Origin of the sequence: Bacteroides graminisolvens DSM 19988 = JCM 15093 (assembly GCF_000428125.1) — a bacterium.
GTDB classification, from domain to species: Bacteria; Bacteroidota; Bacteroidia; order Bacteroidales; family Bacteroidaceae; genus Bacteroides; species Bacteroides graminisolvens.
The window spans coordinates 298,451-316,182 of the sequence record NZ_KE386627.1; the positions used below are offsets into that span (position 1 = coordinate 298,451).

Here is a 17,732-nt window from a genome sequence, read left to right on the forward strand (position 1 = left end):
TGTTTTATGAACGTGATATTTGCAATCCTTTGTTGGAAAGATCCATGCGTACAAAACGGGCACGGGCATTGGGTGGATTGTTGGTTAATATTTCTTTGATTCTTGCGGCTGCTTCAACGTCTTTGGCTACCATATAGAGATATCCGCCACCTCCTGCACCGGGAAGCTTGTAACCGAGTGTGTAATCTTTAATCCGGTCGATAATCGCTTCAACGGAAGGGGGATTGGTTCCGCTGTCAAGGGCTTTGTTTTGCATCCACGATTTGCCCACTAGTGTGGCGTACCGATTAAAGTGACCTCGTTGAACGGCTTCGGCCATATCGAGTGCATGTGCTTTCATTTCGGCTAGCAGACTAAGATGTGCCGATGAATTGAGGAACATGGAACTCACGATCTCTCCTAAAATGCCTTTGGCTGTGCGGGTTATGCCCGTATAGTACAGCAAATGACATTCTTTGAAACCCGGTTCACTGAAGAGGTAGTCGGGCAACCAGCGAACCTGTGGCGATTGATTGAAACCATCTTCCGTTTGCAGTAGTTTAATGCCGTGCAACACGCCACCGTACTGGTCTTGCCAACCACCACCTGTAGTAAGTAACTGTTCGAGCACCAGCGTGCGACGACAAATTTCGTTCTTATCCCAAGCTAATCCGCAGAAGTCATTTACAGCCCCCAATACGGTAGAAGCTAAGATGGAACTCGTCCCTAAACCCGAACCGGCAGGTATGGCAGCCAGCAAAGTAATTTCCAGTCCGGCTCCAAATGCTTCCAACTGTTCGCTCAGAGTGCCGTAATGTTCAGCAGAGAAATCGGGATGAAAGCCGGCCAGTACCAAGGCAGCTTTGGGAATGGAGAAGGGAGAACCGACTTTCTTATATTGGCTTAATTCCTCATACGTTTTAATGATTTCCATTGCTCCCATATCAATGGAACGCAATATAATGTGGTGCTCGTTGCAAGGTTTAATATACACCTGTAACGGTGGTTGTCCGTTTAGCTCAATGGCCAGGTTCACTACATTTCCTCCCGAATACAAAGAGTAAGGAGGTGTATCGGTCCACCCGCCGGCTACGTCAATGCGTACCGGACTGCGCCCCCACACAATCTGATCTGAGTAAACGTTGAGTTGCGGAAGACTTTTCTGATTGCTTATTTCTCCTAATAAACCATCACGCAGCAATTCAAATGCCTTGAGTTTTTCCGCTTCGCCATCAGTTCCTTTCCGGCTGTTGATGCGTGAGCGAAGCATGTGATTATGTATTCTCGACATGAGCTGAGCTTCTTCGGGCAGTTCATCGGGTGCATCGAGATCTAAGCGTACAAACTCATCGGCAGCATGTTGAAGATCAAGCTGGTAGAACACACTTTTCTCATAATTGCGTGCCAGACTTACCCAGTTTTGACGGGTAAACTCTTCACGTTGTGCATACAGGCGTTTGAGGTTGGCTTGGGATGCAATTTTATCGGCAGATAGTCGTGTGGCATGTTTCCAAATCTCTTTGCCTGCTTCCTGCCGGGCTTCGGATACCATCCAGCGGAGCACCTGTCCCATTTCTTCCACGTTAGTAACGACAGGAAATATTCCGGCCGCTTGCAAATCGTTTGTGTTTGTACCGTTAAAATCTTCCAAAGTGAGATTTCTTTCAGACATCCATTGCGTGAAAGGTTTCTCCAGGAAATGAGTATCTGTAGCTGTCAGACTTCCCCTGAAGGCATCATTCATGCCGTAAGGACGCACCGCCCATTCCTTATCGCCAACCGGAACAATGTCTACACAAACACCTTCAGGCAAGGTTATTGTCCACTGGTTAACCGGTACTCCGGTAATGATGTGCCGACTAGAAAGTTGCCACCCTTGAGATACATAACTATTTTCAATCCATAAATCGGCATTGCCTGCAGTCAGGTCTACCGACGTGCAGGAGTTTTGAATAAACATAGCCGGGTTGGGCTTGATCTTACGATGTATGATGCGTCGTTGATCATATACTTTATTTTGCAGTGAGAGTGTGGACGAAATGAGTTCACGACTGGTGCCGTAGTGATAAAACTCTCCTCCTTGCAAAGGCAGAATGGCGACTGACAATTCGTTAAGTTCCGGGTCGGGCAGTAAAGGATGATTGCCCAATGCCAACCCAAACTCCGAATATAAATCGTAATAAGTAAGGTCGGTAGATTCTTCTTTTCGAGACTTTTGCATCAATAGCCTGATGGCCTTGTCACTCAGCAGCCACACCCCAATATCCATAAGAAAGATGTGTGTTTTAGATAATTCTTCGAGCTTGCCCAGCGTTGGTTTCTGAATCATGAAATCGAGTTCGGCAGGGTTATTCCGTTCCGAAACATATACTCCGTGATGTGTGGCGAGCGAAGGATCTACCCAAAGCCCGTAACATACTACGTCGGCTTCGGGAATAGGTTGTAACGGCTTGTCAGAGCGGATATATACATCACCACTGGCAATGAGCGTGTGCAGCGATTGCGGTGCTTGAGATAAAATACGTTCGTAAAGCGGAAGTTGCAAAGACAAAAGATTCTGATTCAGTTTCTGTCCGCGTTCCCAGCGAAAAACAGGTATGGGCGTGAGTATTTTCCCCGAAGGAGCATAACCCGGCAAACGCCGGCTTTGTCCGCCTGCATGCAATAAAATGCGTTTATCTGTTCTCAACCATTCATCGAAAGACAAGTTATTGCCTTTGTTTCGGTAGCAAGATTCTAACAACCAGGTGGTTCCCCCACCCGATCCGAGCTTGGATCCTTCCGGATCCGAAGTACAAAACCATTCGTCGGTAGTAACCTGCTCTAACTCATAAAAATAGTCCACCAAATTAGACGGTACAGATAGTAATTTTTGCATTTTATTCATGTTATCAGATTCTGTAATGTATGAGCGTTAGAAAGGTAGCGGTCCGTCGTTTCCATTGCTTCCGAACGGATTTTCCGGAAACGGTACCCCTTCTGTTGGTGGAGGCGGTATGGCTCCGGCATGGTTGCGGTTTATCTTTGAACCCAGTACGGCTCCCGAGTCGGGTGTCGGAATAATCATATCATCATCCGGATTCTGGAAGCGGGCAAACTCTCCTTTGAATCGTAGCAACACATCACCTGTAGCACCGTTACGATGCTTGGCTATAATGATTTCAGCCATGCCACGGAGGTCGTTACCTCGGTCATCTTCATATATCTTATAGTACTCGGGGCGGTGAATGAAACACACCATATCAGCATCCTGCTCAATGGCTCCCGACTCACGAAGGTCGCTCAACTGAGGTCGTTTACCTTCAATACCTTCTCGGCTTTCAACACCACGGTTCAACTGTGACAAGGCAATAATAGGAATGTTCAGCTCTTTGGCTAGTCCTTTGAGCGAACGTGAAATGGTACTTACCTCTTCCTGGCGACTGCCGTATGACATTCCACTGGCATTCATCAACTGAAGGTAGTCAATAATGATGACTCTCACTCCGTGTTCTCTTACCAAACGACGCGCTTTGGTACGCAGTTCAAATACCGAAAGAGACGGAGTATCATCTACATACAAAGGAGCATCAATCAAATCCTTCAACTTATAATCGAGTTGCTGCCATTCGTAAGGAGCCAGCTGACCGCTTTTAATTTTCTCACCCGGAATCTCGCAAACGTTCACAATCAAACGGTTTACCAACTGTACGTTACTCATTTCAAGCGAGAACAAAGCTACCGGGTGACGGAAGTTAACCGCAATGTTACGAGCCATGGAAAGTACAAAGGCTGTTTTACCCATGGCGGGACGGGCAGCGATAATGATCAAGTCGGAATTTTGCCAGCCTGAAGTCATCTTGTCGAGTTTAGAGAATCCACTTTCCAGACCACTTAAACCGTCGGTACGGGCAGCTGCTTTCTGTAAGAGATCATACGCTTCGGCAATAACCGGATTGATCTGCGTATAATCTTTCTTCATGTTTCGTTGAGAAATCTCAAAAAGCTTACCTTCCGCCTCCTGCATCAAATCATCAACATCGAGTGTTTCATCAAATGCTTTCGATTCAATGTCGCTACTGAAACTAATCAACTCGCGAGCTAAGTATTTTTGCGCAATGATACGAGCATGGTATTCAATGTGTGCCGAAGAAGCAACCTTGCTACTCAGTTGAGTGATATAAAACGGTCCGCCTACCTCATCAATATCTCCGCGTTTACGAAGTTGCTCAGTCACGGTAAGGATATCGACAGGCTTTTGCTGAACGGCCAAATCAGTAATAGCTGAATAAATTAATTGGTGTCTGTGTTCGTAAAACGATTCGGGACGTAAAATTTCACTAACCTGGGCATAAGCATCTTTTTCTATCATCAAAGCCCCCAACACGGCTTCTTCCAATTCGGGCGCCTGAGGTTGCAGTCTGCCATAATCACTGACAGGCTGGGGTGATCGGGTTTTGGTAGTACGGGTGTTTCTCTTTGCTTCAGCCATTTTATCGTTAATTATATCGTTGTTATTTAATTTTAGAGCTTACAAAGTTAGTGATTGAATTCAAAATAAAAACTTCTGCCTATTAAATATTTCTATTATGTAATTTAATCATAACTTTGTGCACTGTTTAATACGTAAAACTCATGATTACTTTCCCTAATTCGAAGATAAACATAGGATTGAATATAGTAGAAAAGCGGGTTGACGGATATCATAATCTGGAGACGGTTTTCTACCCCATCCCACTACAAGATGCACTTGAAATTGTTCCTGCTCCGGCACAGGAGAAAAGTTTTCGCTTCACTGCATCGGGCATTGATATAGAAGGTGACCCGGAAACAAACCTAGTTGTGAAGGCATACAAATTACTATCAACTGCCTATCAACTACCTCCTATTGATATTTATTTGCATAAAAACATCCCCACCGGCGCCGGATTAGGCGGAGGCTCGTCTGATGCAGCATTTATGTTGAAGCTTCTTAATGAGGCTTTTAGCCTAAACCTACAGACTGAAGAGCTGGAGGCATATGCAGGAAAATTGGGAGCCGACTGTCCCTTCTTTATTCGCAATACACCGGTTTATGCCGAAGGCACTGGAAATTTGTTCTCCCCTGTCAGTCTGTCATTGAAGGGTTATAAACTGATATTAGTAAAACCTCGTGTTTTTGTTTCGACCAAAGATGCTTTTTCCAGAATCATCCCAGTCAAACCGCCGGTATCAGTGAAAGAGATTCTAGCTACTCCCATCACGGAATGGAAAGAGCTGCTGAAAAATGACTTTGAGACAAGCGTTTTTGCACTTTACCCCGAGATTGCACAGATAAAGGAAGAATTGTACGCACGCGAAGCAATTTATGCATCAATGAGTGGATCGGGAGCTTCGGTATACGGATTGTTCAATGCCGAGCAACAAGTAAATACCAATGTATTCGGTAATTGCTTTGTATACGAAACGTTGCTTGATTAAACGGTCACATATTCAGGTAATAATCGCGGGTTAAGGCAATATATTCTTCGCTGTATTGGTGGCGACTTATCTCGGTAAGCAAGGTTTCATTTTCGCAAGATTGCTGTGTAAACGAAAAGGTGGCTACTACTCTTTTGGGGGTACTGCCAGGTTTGGTGATTACCGATAAACGGCGTATGGGATATAAATGGTGTTTGCCGGCAAGTGCAACCAAATCAACATACACGTCGAACGGAGCAATCATTGTAAATTCACCTGTTGATTCCATGCATAGTGAAACTCCCTTGAAAATATCTTCGTAAGTAAGTTCATCCGTATGCCGCGCTGTGTTGCGCTTTTTATCCGGACTTTTCAGCGAATCAATAAAATAGGGCGGGTTGCAAACAATGGTATCGTATAATGCGCCTGTATGGTAGCTGGTGAAGTCGTGTTGCTCTACTGCAATGCGATGTGCCCAAGGAGATTTTTCGGCATTATCTTTGGCTTGCATAACAGCATCTGCATCAATATCTATTGCGGTAATTAGAGCATCGGAACGCTGAGCAAGCATCAGAGATACCAAACCGGTACCGGTACCCACATCTAATATTCGTTTAGAATGTGTTACACGGGTCCAGGCACCCAATAGAACTCCATCAGTACCTACTTTCATGCCACATTTGTCATGCCATACCGTAAATTGCTTAAACTGAAAATATGAATTGGACATTGCTTTCAATAATCTATATGTTTTGCAAAATTAAATAAATATTTGAAGAGTAATAAAGACCTTTTCAGATATTTGGCATTGTTTTTGTTCCTTTATAACTGCTTTATTTCATATTATTAAAAAATAAATTAACTTTGCAGCCGCTTTATTTCCATGAAGAGGACATTATTAAAAACTAGAAATATACGAAAAATGAATGATTTTATATACAGTTCAGAAACTGACCAGCAGGATGACGAAGTCTTTTCTTTCTTGACAGATTATCAAGATGATGAGAAGGTTTCTGAGATGAAATTTGATTTAGATGCGATGCCTGTTCTTCCGCTTCGGAATCTAGCCTTATTTCCGCATGTACTGATGCCGGTGCACGTGGGTAGACCTTCTTCTTTGAAACTAATCAGAGAGGCTTATAAGAAGAAAAAAGAAGTAGCCCTGTTCTCTCAAAAACAAGCAGAAACCGAATTTCCTGAAAAAGATGATTTACATAAATATGGCACTATAGCCAAGATACTTCGTATACTGGAAATGCCTGATAATAACGTGACCGTTATTTTTCAGGGTTTAGTACGTTGCGAACTGAAACAAATTGTTCAGGATGCTCCTTACATCAAGGCGGAAGTAGAACTTGCCAAAGAAGATCGTCCGGAAAAGGATGATAAGAACTTTCAGGTTTTGGCTGATACTTGTAAAGAGTATGCTATTACCTTGCTTAAATTGTCCGAACTGAAAGATGAAGCTACTTTTGCTATTAGGAACATTCCGAATGCAACGGCTTCTATTAACTTTATCAGTAACAATATATCGCTTTCAGTTAAGCAAAAGAACGAACTCTTGAGCTGTTCTTCTATTTTGGATCGCGGACAGCTTTTGCTGCGTATGTTATCGACCGAACTGCAAATGGCAGAAATCAAGGCAAACATACAGATGCGAGCTAAGGAAGATATTGATCAGCAACAGCGTGAGTATTTCTTGCAACAACAAATTAAAACCATTCAGGATGAATTGGGTGGCAGTGCTCAGGAGCAAGAAATAGAAGAACTCCGTGAGAAATCTTTAAAAATGAAATGGTCTTTCGAAGTTCAGGAAGTTTTCAATAAGGAACTGGCCAAACTAGAAAGAACACACTCACAATCACCCGATTACAATGTACAACTTAGTTATTTACAAACTATGTTGGGACTTCCGTGGGGGGTGTACACTACCGATAGTCTGAACTTAAAGAATGCCGAGAAAGTTTTGAATAAAGATCACTACGGACTGGAAAAAGTGAAGGAACGTATCTTAGAGCATCTGGCGGTGCTGCAACTTAAAAACGATATGAAATCGCCCATTATCTGTCTTTACGGACCTCCGGGGGTTGGTAAAACATCTTTGGGCAAGTCAATAGCTGCAGCTTTAAAAAGGAAATACATTAGAATGTCTTTGGGTGGTGTACATGATGAAGCAGAGATACGCGGACACCGTAAAACGTACATTGGCGCTATGCCGGGACGTATTATCAAGGGGTTAGCTAAAGCTGGCTCTTCGAATCCGGTATTCATTCTTGATGAAATAGACAAACTCAGTTCCGATCGTCAGGGAGATCCTTCTTCTGCTTTACTCGAGGTTTTGGATCCTGAACAAAATAATACATTCCACGATAACTACCTGGATATTGACTATGATCTTTCTAAGGTTATGTTTATTGCTACTGCCAATAACTTGAATTCAATACCGGCTCCGCTACTTGATCGTATGGAACTAATTGAGGTAAGCGGTTATATAACTGAAGAAAAAGTGGAAATTGCAAAGAAGCACTTGGTTCCTAAGGAAATGGAAGCTAACGGGATCAATAAGCACGATATCAAATTTGCTAAGAAAACGCTTGAGGCAATGGTGGAGTCATATACGCGTGAAAGTGGTGTACGTGAACTGGAAAAGAAAATAAATAAGATATTCAGAAAGCTGGCACGCGAATATGCTACTGATGGATTCTTTAGTCGCAAGGAAATCAAACCTGAGGATTTGTACTACTTTCTGGGACTACCTGAATACAATCGTGATAAATATCAGGGCAATGAATACGCCGGTGTTGTTACCGGATTAGCGTGGACAGCTGTTGGAGGTGAAATTTTGTTTGTGGAAACAAGTTTAAGCAAGGGAAAAGGTGGCCGACTGACGTTGACAGGTAACTTGGGTGATGTAATGAAAGAGTCGGCCATGCTGGCTTTGGAGTACATCAAAGCTCATGCCGCAATGTTACAAATTGAAGATGAGATCTTTGAAAATTGGAATATACATGTGCACGTACCTGAAGGTGCCATTCCTAAAGATGGACCTTCTGCCGGTATTACCATGGCTACTTCTATTGCGTCTGCACTAACGCAACGCAAGGTAAAAGCCAACATCGCCATGACCGGTGAAATTACACTTAGAGGAAAAGTACTTCCTGTAGGTGGAATTAAAGAGAAAATATTGGCAGCTAAGCGTGCCGGTATTAAAGAAATCATCATGAGTGCAGAGAATAAGAAAAACATAGAAGACATTCAGGATATATATTTAAAAGGACTGGAGTTTCATTATGTAAATGATATAAAGGAAGTTTTTGCGCTGGCTTTGAGTGAGGAAAAGGTGGTAGATGCTATCGACTTTACTATAAAGAAAACAACAACGAAAGAATGAAATTCGAGTTACAATATACTGATTCAAAAAGCAATGCCCGTGCCGGACTGATTACAACTGATCACGGGCAAATTGAAACTCCTATTTTCATGCCGGTTGGTACCCTTGGCTCTGTAAAAGGAGTACATCAAACAGAACTGAAAGAGGATATTAAAGCTCAGATTATACTGGGTAATACATATCACTTATATCTGAGACCGGGATTGGATGTTTTGGAAAAAGCGGGCGGTTTACATAAATTCAACGGCTTTGATCGTCCCATGCTAACAGATAGTGGTGGCTTTCAGGTGTTTTCTTTGGCGGGAATTCGTAAGCTTAGAGAAGAAGGTGCCGAGTTTCGATCTCACATTGATGGAAGTAAGCATGTGTTCACTCCGGAAAAGGTTATGGATATTGAACGAATTATCGGGGCAGATATCATGATGGCTTTTGACGAATGCCCTCCGGGAGATTCTGATTATGAATACGCTAAAAAGTCAATGGGACTTACGCATCGTTGGCTCGACAGATGTATTAAACGCTTCAATGAAACAGAACCTAAATACAGATATAGTCAATCTTTGTTCCCTATTGTACAAGGTTGTGTTTATCCTGATTTGAGAAAGCAGTCGGCTGAATTTATCGCATCGAAAAATGCAGATGGTAATGCTATTGGCGGATTGGCAGTGGGTGAACCGGTTGATAAGATGTACGAGATGATTGAACTGGTTAACGAAATACTACCTACTGATAAACCACGTTATTTAATGGGAGTAGGAACTCCCGTTAATATTTTGGAAGGTATAGAAAGAGGAGTTGATATGTTTGATTGTGTAATGCCTACGCGAAACGGACGAAATGGCATGATTTTTACCAAAGACGGCATAATGAATATGAGGAACAAAAAGTGGGAAACAGATTTTTCTCCTATTGAAGCCGATGGTGCATCTTATGTAGATACCCTTTACAGCAAAGCTTATCTGCGTCACTTATTTCATGCTCAGGAACTTTTGGCCATGCAAATAGCTTCTATACACAATCTGGCATTCTATTTATGGTTGGCAGGCGAAGCACGTAAACATATAATTGCCGGTGATTTTTCGATCTGGAAGCCAATGATGGTTAAACGTGTTTCAACAAGATTGTAACATACGAACATGAATAACAAATTTATTAAAAGGCTGGATTGGTACATCATTAAAAAGTTCTTGGGTACCTATGTATTTGCTATCGCTTTGATTATATCTATTGCGGTAGTATTTGACTTTAATGAGAAGATGGACAAGTTTATGACCAATGAGGCTCCATGGAAAGCAATCATTTTTGATTACTACATGAACTTCATCCCCTACTTCGCCAATCTTTTCAGTCCTTTGTTTGTATTCATTGCCGTTATATTCTTTACCTCCAAGCTTGCTGAAAATTCGGAGATCATTGCCATGTTCTCTACGGGCATGAGTTTCAAAAGACTAATGCGCCCCTATATGATATCAGCAGGTATCATTGCCTTGGTTACTTTTGGTCTCGGATCTTATGTAATTCCCAAAGGGAGTGTGAAACGCTTAAATTTTGAGGATAGGTATTATAAAAAAAGAAAGGCTACTTCAGTAAGAAATGTACAGCTAGAAGTTGATAGCGGAGTTATTGCATATATAGAGAGATATGAGGATTATAATAAAACCGGTTATCGCTTTTCCTTGGATAAATTTGTAGATAAAAAGTTGGTTTCACATCTTACTGCTCGTAGTATATCATACGATACAACCGCAGTAAACAAGTGGATCATTAAAGATTATATGATTCGTGAGCTTCATGGAATGAAGGAAAAAATAACCCGTGGCGAAACGCTTGATTCTACTATCGTCATGCAACCCACTGATTTTCTAATTATGAAAAACCAGCAGGAAGTTCTTACGAGCCCGCAGCTAGGGTCGTACATAGACAGGCAAAAACAACGAGGGTTTGCGAATATAAAAGAATTTGAGATAGAGTATCATAAGCGTATTGCTATGTCTTTTGCTTCATTTATTCTAACCGCAATAGGGTTGTCATTATCCTCCAAAAAAGTAAAGGGTGGAATGGGACTTCATTTAGGAATAGGTTTGGCACTTAGCTTCTCATATATATTGTTTCAAACAATCTCATCAACATTTGCCATTAATGGTAATGTTCCACCAGCGCTGGCCGTATGGATCCCGAATGTTTTATATGCATTTATTGCTGTCTATTTATATATGAAGGCTCCTAAGTAAATGGTGATGACTAGTATAATAAAAAAGTCCCGTTAACTTCTTTATTGAAGTGTAACGGGACTTTTTGTTGTTGTATACATTTGTAGCATTCAGCAGATGTGACTTACCCTTAATTTAAAATAGAGAGTAAATTTTCTGCAGAGATGTTTTTGGCTATAATTATGCCATTATCATCTAATAAGTAATTTGCGAAACCACGGTTTAAACGATACTTTTTGAATAAACCTGAATCTTCCCCTTTTGTTTCGACAGCACAAACACGTGCATTTAGTCGGTCTTTGCGAATGGTTTCTTTGCATACTGACGAAAATTCATCAAATGAAACAGAAATCATTTCAACCTTTCGGGAAGTGTGATTGAGTACCTCGTTCAACTGCGCATTATGCATGCGCGAAAGAGCATCATAACTTGCCCAAAAGCTAATAAGCACATACTTGCCTTTTAAATCGTCAAGCTTAAATTTGTGCCCACTCAATGTAGATTCGATTATAAAATCCGGGGCTACATCACCCACATTCAATCCTTCAGTGGATTTGTCTTTTGCTACAAAAGAAGTCAAGGAACTAATTAATAATACAACAAAAATCCATTTTACATATTTCATGTAATTAGGTTTTAGTTAATACTATCCGGGCCTGTCTTCCAACAGCGATTTCTACCCGAAACATTGTCTGTGAAAGGCATTCAGTACACAAAATATACTGATAATCAAGGCCTTTATTTATAGAAATCAGGGCAAAGGTAAGTAATTATTATCTTAACATCCAAATAATAATACTTTTTTCTTCCTTGTTAGCTGTAATATTTGATGTTATTTAGCATAGAATGTAGGTTTTTTCCTTACTTTTGCCAATTATATAAAATATAAGTTATGGAATTATCAAATACTGAACTTATCTTAATGCGTATAACCGGAGAAGATAGGCCCGGTTTGACAGCTTCAGTTACAGAAATATTAGCCAAATATGATGCAGCTATCCTTGATATCGGACAAGCTGATATACACAATACTCTGTCATTAGGTATTCTTTGTAAGACGGAAGAACAGTATTCCGGATTTATAATGAAAGAATTGCTGTTTAAAGCTTCCAATTTAGGAGTCACCATTCGGTTTTATCCAATTTCAGTTGGTGAATATGAGAATTGGGTTAAAATGCAAGGAAAAAACCGTTATATATTAACGCTTTTAGGACGTAAGTTGACTGCTCGCCAAATATCTGCCGTAACTCAAATATTGGCAGAGCAAGGCATGAATATTGATGCGATTAAACGTTTGACGGGACGTATTCCGCTTGACGAATGCAAAGCCAATATCCGTGCATGTATTGAATTCTCTGTACGCGGTACGCCTAAAGATAGGATACAAATGCAGGAGCAGTTGATGAAGTTAGCAAGCGAATTAGAGATGGATTTTTCTTTCCAGCTTGATAACATGTATCGTAGAATGCGGCGTTTAATCTGTTTTGATATGGACTCTACATTGATTGAAACGGAAGTTATTGATGAATTAGCTATCAAAGCGGGCGTAGGCGATCAGGTGAAAGCAATCACAGAGCGGGCTATGCGAGGTGAAATTGATTTCACCGAAAGTTTTCGTGAACGTGTGGCACTTCTTAAAGGGTTGGACGAATCAGTAATGAAGGAAATAGCAGAAAATTTGCCTATTACTGAAGGCGTAGACCGATTAATGTATGTGTTGAAAAAATATGGTTATAAAATCGCAATTTTATCAGGTGGATTTACTTATTTTGGTCGTTATTTACAAGATAAGTATGGTGTAGACTACGTTTATGCTAATGAATTAGAAATTGTTGATGGAAAGTTAACCGGTAATTACTTAGGAGATGTGGTTGACGGTAAACGAAAGGCTGAACTGCTGAAACTGATTGCTCAAGTTGAAAAGGTGGATATTGCCCAAACGATAGCTGTTGGTGATGGTGCTAATGACCTCCCCATGCTTGGTGTAGCTGGTTTAGGTATCGCTTTTCATGCGAAACCAAAAGTAGTAGCAAATGCCAAACAGTCAATTAATACGATTGGCCTTGATGGGGTTCTTTATTTTCTCGGATTTAAAGACTCTTATTTAGATGAACAAGGCATATTGTAACATCTATCCTGAAAAGATTTGTGAGCACAATGAATTAGTTTATCTTTGTACATAAATAGATAATAAGATGAAGTTTTCTGAACTTGAATTAGAAGAGAGTGTTCTAGAGGCACTTGATGCCATGAGATTTGACGAGTGCACCCCTATACAGGAACAAGCAATTCCAATTATCCTCGAAGGCAAAGATTTAATAGCTGTAGCGCAAACAGGAACCGGTAAAACGGCTGCTTTTCTTTTGCCAGTGCTCAACAAACTATGTAAAGGCGAACACAGACAGGATGTTATAAATTGCGTGGTTATGTCGCCTACCAGAGAACTGGCTCAGCAAATAGACCAACAAATGGAGGGCTTTTCTTATTTTATGCCCGTATCTAGTGTAGCTGTATACGGCGGAAATGACGGAAGCTTATTTGAGCAGCAGAAAAAAGGTTTATCTTTGGGCGCAGACGTTGTCATAGCAACTCCTGGACGACTGCTTTCTCATTTGAATTTAGGATATGTAGATTTGTCACATGTTTCTTATTTCATACTTGATGAAGCTGATAGAATGCTTGATATGGGTTTTTTTGACGATATAATGCAGATTGTCAAGCATATGCCTAAAGAAAGACAAACAATCATGTTTTCTGCTACTATGCCGGCCAAGATACAACAGTTAGCAAACACAATTCTACGTAATCCTTCTGAAATTAAATTAGCGGTATCTAAACCTGCCGAAAAAATTATTCAGGCTGCGTACGTTTGTTACGAACGCCAAAAGTTAGGTATTGTACAACACCTCTTCGAACAGGAAGTTCCCGAAAAAGTGATCGTATTTGTATCTTCTAAGATAAAAGTTAAAGAGGTTACACGTGCTTTGAAAATGAAAAAGCTCAATGTTGGTGAAATGCATTCTGATTTAGAGCAAGTTCAGAGAGAACAGATTATGCGCGATTTCAAATCGGGCAGGATAAACATTCTTGTAGCAACTGATATTGTATCAAGAGGCATTGATATTGACGATATTCGCCTAGTTATCAATTATGATGTTCCAAATGACAGTGAGGACTATGTACATCGTATTGGTAGAACTGCGCGCGCTAATAATGATGGCGTAGCTATTACTTTCGTAAACGAGAAAGAACAAAGCAATTTTAAAAATATTGAAAACTTTCTTGAAAAAGAAATTTATAAAATTCCAGTTCCAGTTGAATTAGGCGAATCTCCTGAATATGCGCCAAGAACAAGATCAAATAGCCACAATAATTCTTCAAGAAATAAGAAGCGCTTTAACGGAAAGCCTTCCCAAAGGAAATAAGACTACATTTCAGATTACTACCTACTGTGCATGAATAATGAAGCTATATGTTTCATTATTCGTGAATAATAGACTACATTTGTATCTGTAGTAATCATAAATACCATATGGAACTTTTAGTTTATAAGGCGTCTGCCGGTTCAGGCAAGACATTCACTTTGGCTGTTGAATACATAAGACAGCTTATTCTCAATCCGCGTTCTTACCAACAAATTTTAGCTGTAACATTCACTAATAAAGCTACGGCTGAGATGAAAGAGAGAATTTTAAGTCAGCTGTACGGTATTTGGATAGTAGATGCTGATTCGGATGCTTATCTGAAAAGAATTACTCAATTAACCGGAATGGAAGAGAAAGAAATCAGAATTGCAGCGGGTCAAGCTTTAAGATACATGTTACATGATTACACGCGTTTTCGTGTTGAAACTATCGACTCTTTTTTTCAATCGGTAATGAGAAATTTGGCTAGAGAACTAGAGCTAAGTCCTAATTTAAATATCGAATTAAACAATGAAGAGATTCTGGATGTTGCTATTGATTCCATGATAGAAAAATTAACCCCGAACTCTCCTATTTTAGCTTGGTTACTTGATTACATTGATGAACGCATTGCTGATGACAAGAAATGGAATGTTGCTTACGAAATCAAACGTTTTGGGAAAAATATTTTTAGTGAGGAGTATATTGAGAAAGGCAGTAAGTTGAGAGAAAAGCTCAAAGATCCCAATATCATTAAAAGGTACAAAGTGCATCTTAATGAACTACAAAAAGAAGCTTTGGAACAGATGAAAAGCTTTTCTGATCAATTTGAAGGCGAATTAGAGAGACATGGACTTAGTTCTAATGATTTAAAAAATGGGGCAAAGGGTATAGGAAGTTATTTTAAGAAGTTATACAATGGAAATTTAAGTAATGAAACACGAAATGTAACGGTCGAAAAATGTTTGGAAAGCGAAGCCAACTGGGCTGCCAAAAGTTCACCAAGATTTTCAGATATAACATCTTTAGCAGCTTCTATTTTGATTCCAATTCTTCAAGATGCTGAAGAACTACGTACTCAAAACAATCTTATTGTAAACAGTTGTAGTCTATCTTTGCAACACCTTAATAAGCTGCAACTATTAGCTAGTATTGATGAAGAAGTACGCTTTATCAATAAAGAAAAAAATAGTTTTTTACTTTCGGATACTAATGCATTACTTCATAATTTAATAAAGGAAGATGATTCTTCTTTTGTCTTTGAAAAAATAGGAACCAGTATTCGTAATGTTATGATTGATGAGTTTCAGGATACAAGCCGAATGCAATGGAATAATTTTAAATTATTATTGCTTGAAGGATTATCCCGAGGAGCCGATAGTCTAATTGTAGGTGACGTGAAACAATCAATTTATAGGTGGCGAAGTGGTGATTGGAGTATATTGAATAACCTGAATGAAAAAATAGCCCACTTCCCTATTAGAGTAGAAACGCTAAAAACGAATAGAAGAAGTGAAGTTAACGTTATAAATTTCAATAATTCAGTCTTTCAACAAATAGTTGCAGTTTTAGATAAGAAACATCAGGATGAGTTAGGTGTGAGTTGTGAATCATTGGTAAAAGCTTATGCTGATGTTGAGCAAGAGTGGCCAAATGGTAAAGAAGAAAAAGGTTATGTGAAAGTTTCTTTTATTGAAGATGATGACGAGAACAGCTATTCTGATAATATGCTTTCTGAGCTGGGTAAAGAAGTTAAATATTTGCTTGCAAGTGGAGTTAAGATGAATGATATTGCTATTCTAGTAAGAACAAATAAAATGATTCCTCTTATTGCTACATATTTTGATGAGAATATGAACTTCAAGATTGTGTCTGATGAAGCGTTCAGACTGGATGCATCTCTTGCATTATGTATGTTAATCAATGCTCTTCGTTTTTTATCTGATAGAAATAACACAATTGCTCTGAGTTTGCTTGCTTTATCATATCAAAGAGATATTTTAAAACAGACAACAGATATAAATCGTATACTTACAGAAAATACTGAAGAATTTCTTCCAAAAGATTTTATTAGCTGTTCGGAGAGAATGAGGCTTATGCCTTTATATGAATTACTGGAAGAGTTATATTCTCTTTTTTCGATGGATTTAATTGAAAAACAAGATGCATACGTATTTGCTTTCTTTGATGCCGTGATTGAATATTTGAAAAGCAATTCTTCTGAGATTGATAATTTTATTCGTTTTTGGGATGAAAAACTATGTAGTAAAACAATTCCGGGAGGGGAAATAGAAGGTATCAGAATCTTGTCTATTCATAAATCAAAAGGGCTTGAATTTCATACAGTATTAATACCATATTGCGATTGGTCAATAGAGAACGAAAGGCACGGACAATTGGTTTGGTGTTTTCCTGAAACTTCCCCATTTGATGAAATTGACATTGTTCCTGTTAATTATTCCAGAAAGATGTCTGAATCAATTTATAAAAATGATTATTTACATGAACGTTTGCAGCAATGGGTAGATAATATTAATCTATTATATGTTGCATTTACAAGAGCAGGGAAGAATCTAATTATTTGGGGGCATAAGAAAAAAAATAATTCCGTATCAGATTTATTGACATCTAGTCTTCCGCAAATTGATAATATGAGAGAATATTGGGACGATACATTGTGTAGCTTCGAATATGGAAATCTATCTTCTTCAGAAATGATAGTGGATAAAGAGAAAAAAAATAAACTATTACGTAAATCTAGTAAAAGATTGGTGAAGATGTTATCTGTTAAACCAGACATTGAGTTTAGACAATCAAATAAATCGGCAGATTTTATATCGGGAGTTGAAGAAGATAAATCTGATAAACGTTTTATCAACCGAGGGAAATTATTACACTCTCTCTTCTCTGTGATCCGAACAGATCAGGATATAGAAGGAGCTATCCAACAGCTTATATTTGAAGGTGTAATTGACAATAAGGAAATTGAAGATGAGATCAGAAAATTGACAAAGAAAGCTTTCTCAAATGAACGTATCAAAGATTGGTATTCGGGAGCATGGATTTTGTATAATGAATGTGCTATTATATATAAACAAAATGGTGCTTTACAGATTCGTCGTCCGGATCGTGTAATGATGAAAGATGGAGAAGTTGTAGTTGTTGATTTTAAGTTTGGAAAACCAAACAGTAAGTACAACAAACAAGTTGTTGATTATATGCAACTACTGAGTAAAATGGGATATGAAAATATATCTGGTTACCTATGGTATGTTGAAGAAGAGAGAATTGAGCTAGTAAGAACAAATTAAAGAAGCCTAAAATTGATTT

General features: G+C 39.4%; 11 protein-coding genes. 7 read left to right on the forward strand and 4 right to left on the reverse strand.

The genetic code is table 11. The features are described 5' to 3' along the window. Window positions 1-4: 4 nt before the first annotated feature. Complete coding sequence (locus tag C511_RS0113820) at window positions 5-2,857, reverse strand: bifunctional fucokinase/fucose-1-phosphate guanylyltransferase (RefSeq protein WP_024995598.1); 2,853 nt, start codon at window positions 2,855-2,857, stop codon at window positions 5-7. A gap of 36 nt (window positions 2,858-2,893) precedes the next feature. Further along, window positions 2,894-4,450 carry a replicative DNA helicase gene (dnaB, locus tag C511_RS0113825; RefSeq protein ID WP_024995599.1) on the reverse strand — a complete coding sequence of 519 codons (1,557 nt, stop codon included), beginning with the start codon at window positions 4,448-4,450 and terminating at the stop codon, window positions 2,894-2,896. Between the two features lie 143 nt (window positions 4,451-4,593). On the opposite strand from dnaB, the gene ispE reads away from it, so the two are divergent. After that, the gene (ispE, locus tag C511_RS0113830) at window positions 4,594-5,418 is read left to right on the forward strand and encodes a 4-(cytidine 5'-diphospho)-2-C-methyl-D-erythritol kinase (protein ID WP_027318296.1); all 825 of its coding nucleotides are present in this window, start codon (window positions 4,594-4,596) and stop codon (window positions 5,416-5,418) included. A gap of 4 nt (window positions 5,419-5,422) precedes the next feature. Here ispE and C511_RS0113835 read toward each other — a convergent pair whose 3' ends face one another. Continuing rightward, entirely contained in the window at window positions 5,423-6,127 is a 705-nt protein-coding gene (locus C511_RS0113835; protein ID WP_024995600.1) for a tRNA1(Val) (adenine(37)-N6)-methyltransferase, read from the reverse strand. A gap of 192 nt (window positions 6,128-6,319) precedes the next feature. Between C511_RS0113835 and lon the strand changes: the two genes are divergently transcribed. From lon to C511_RS0113850, 3 genes are read left to right on the forward strand one after another with little or no spacing between them, the layout of a single operon-like run. Beyond that, window positions 6,320-8,788 (forward strand): endopeptidase La, encoded by a 2,469-nt coding sequence (lon, locus tag C511_RS0113840; RefSeq protein ID WP_024995601.1) that lies wholly within the window; start codon window positions 6,320-6,322, stop codon window positions 8,786-8,788. Continuing rightward, window positions 8,785-9,915, forward strand: coding sequence for a tRNA guanosine(34) transglycosylase Tgt (gene tgt / locus C511_RS0113845; protein WP_027318297.1), 1,131 nt, complete (start codon window positions 8,785-8,787; stop codon window positions 9,913-9,915). Before lon ends, tgt begins: the two co-directional genes overlap by 4 nt. A gap of 9 nt (window positions 9,916-9,924) precedes the next feature. Further along, the gene (locus tag C511_RS0113850) at window positions 9,925-11,019 is read left to right on the forward strand and encodes an LptF/LptG family permease (RefSeq protein WP_027318298.1); all 1,095 of its coding nucleotides are present in this window, start codon (window positions 9,925-9,927) and stop codon (window positions 11,017-11,019) included. 109 nt (window positions 11,020-11,128) lie between these two features. Here C511_RS0113850 and C511_RS0113855 read toward each other — a convergent pair whose 3' ends face one another. Then, window positions 11,129-11,623: a peroxiredoxin family protein gene (locus tag C511_RS0113855; RefSeq protein ID WP_024995604.1), complete on the reverse strand. Its 495-nt coding sequence runs from the start codon at window positions 11,621-11,623 to the stop codon at window positions 11,129-11,131. A 267-nt stretch (window positions 11,624-11,890) separates the two neighbouring features. On the opposite strand from C511_RS0113855, the gene serB reads away from it, so the two are divergent. The 3 genes from serB to C511_RS0113870 all read left to right on the forward strand — a co-directional run bounded on the left by serB (window position 11,891) and on the right by C511_RS0113870 (window position 17,713). Next, entirely contained in the window at window positions 11,891-13,126 is a 1,236-nt protein-coding gene (gene serB / locus C511_RS0113860; RefSeq protein WP_024995605.1) for a phosphoserine phosphatase SerB, read from the forward strand. A gap of 67 nt (window positions 13,127-13,193) precedes the next feature. Further along, a complete protein-coding gene (locus C511_RS0113865) occupies window positions 13,194-14,423 on the forward strand; it encodes a DEAD/DEAH box helicase (RefSeq protein ID WP_024995606.1) in 1,230 nt (409 codons plus the stop codon). 107 nt (window positions 14,424-14,530) lie between these two features. Beyond that, on the forward strand, window positions 14,531-17,713 hold the full coding sequence (locus C511_RS0113870) for a UvrD-helicase domain-containing protein (RefSeq protein WP_024995607.1): 3,183 nt from the start codon (window positions 14,531-14,533) through the stop codon (window positions 17,711-17,713). Window positions 17,714-17,732: the final 19 nt, after the last annotated feature.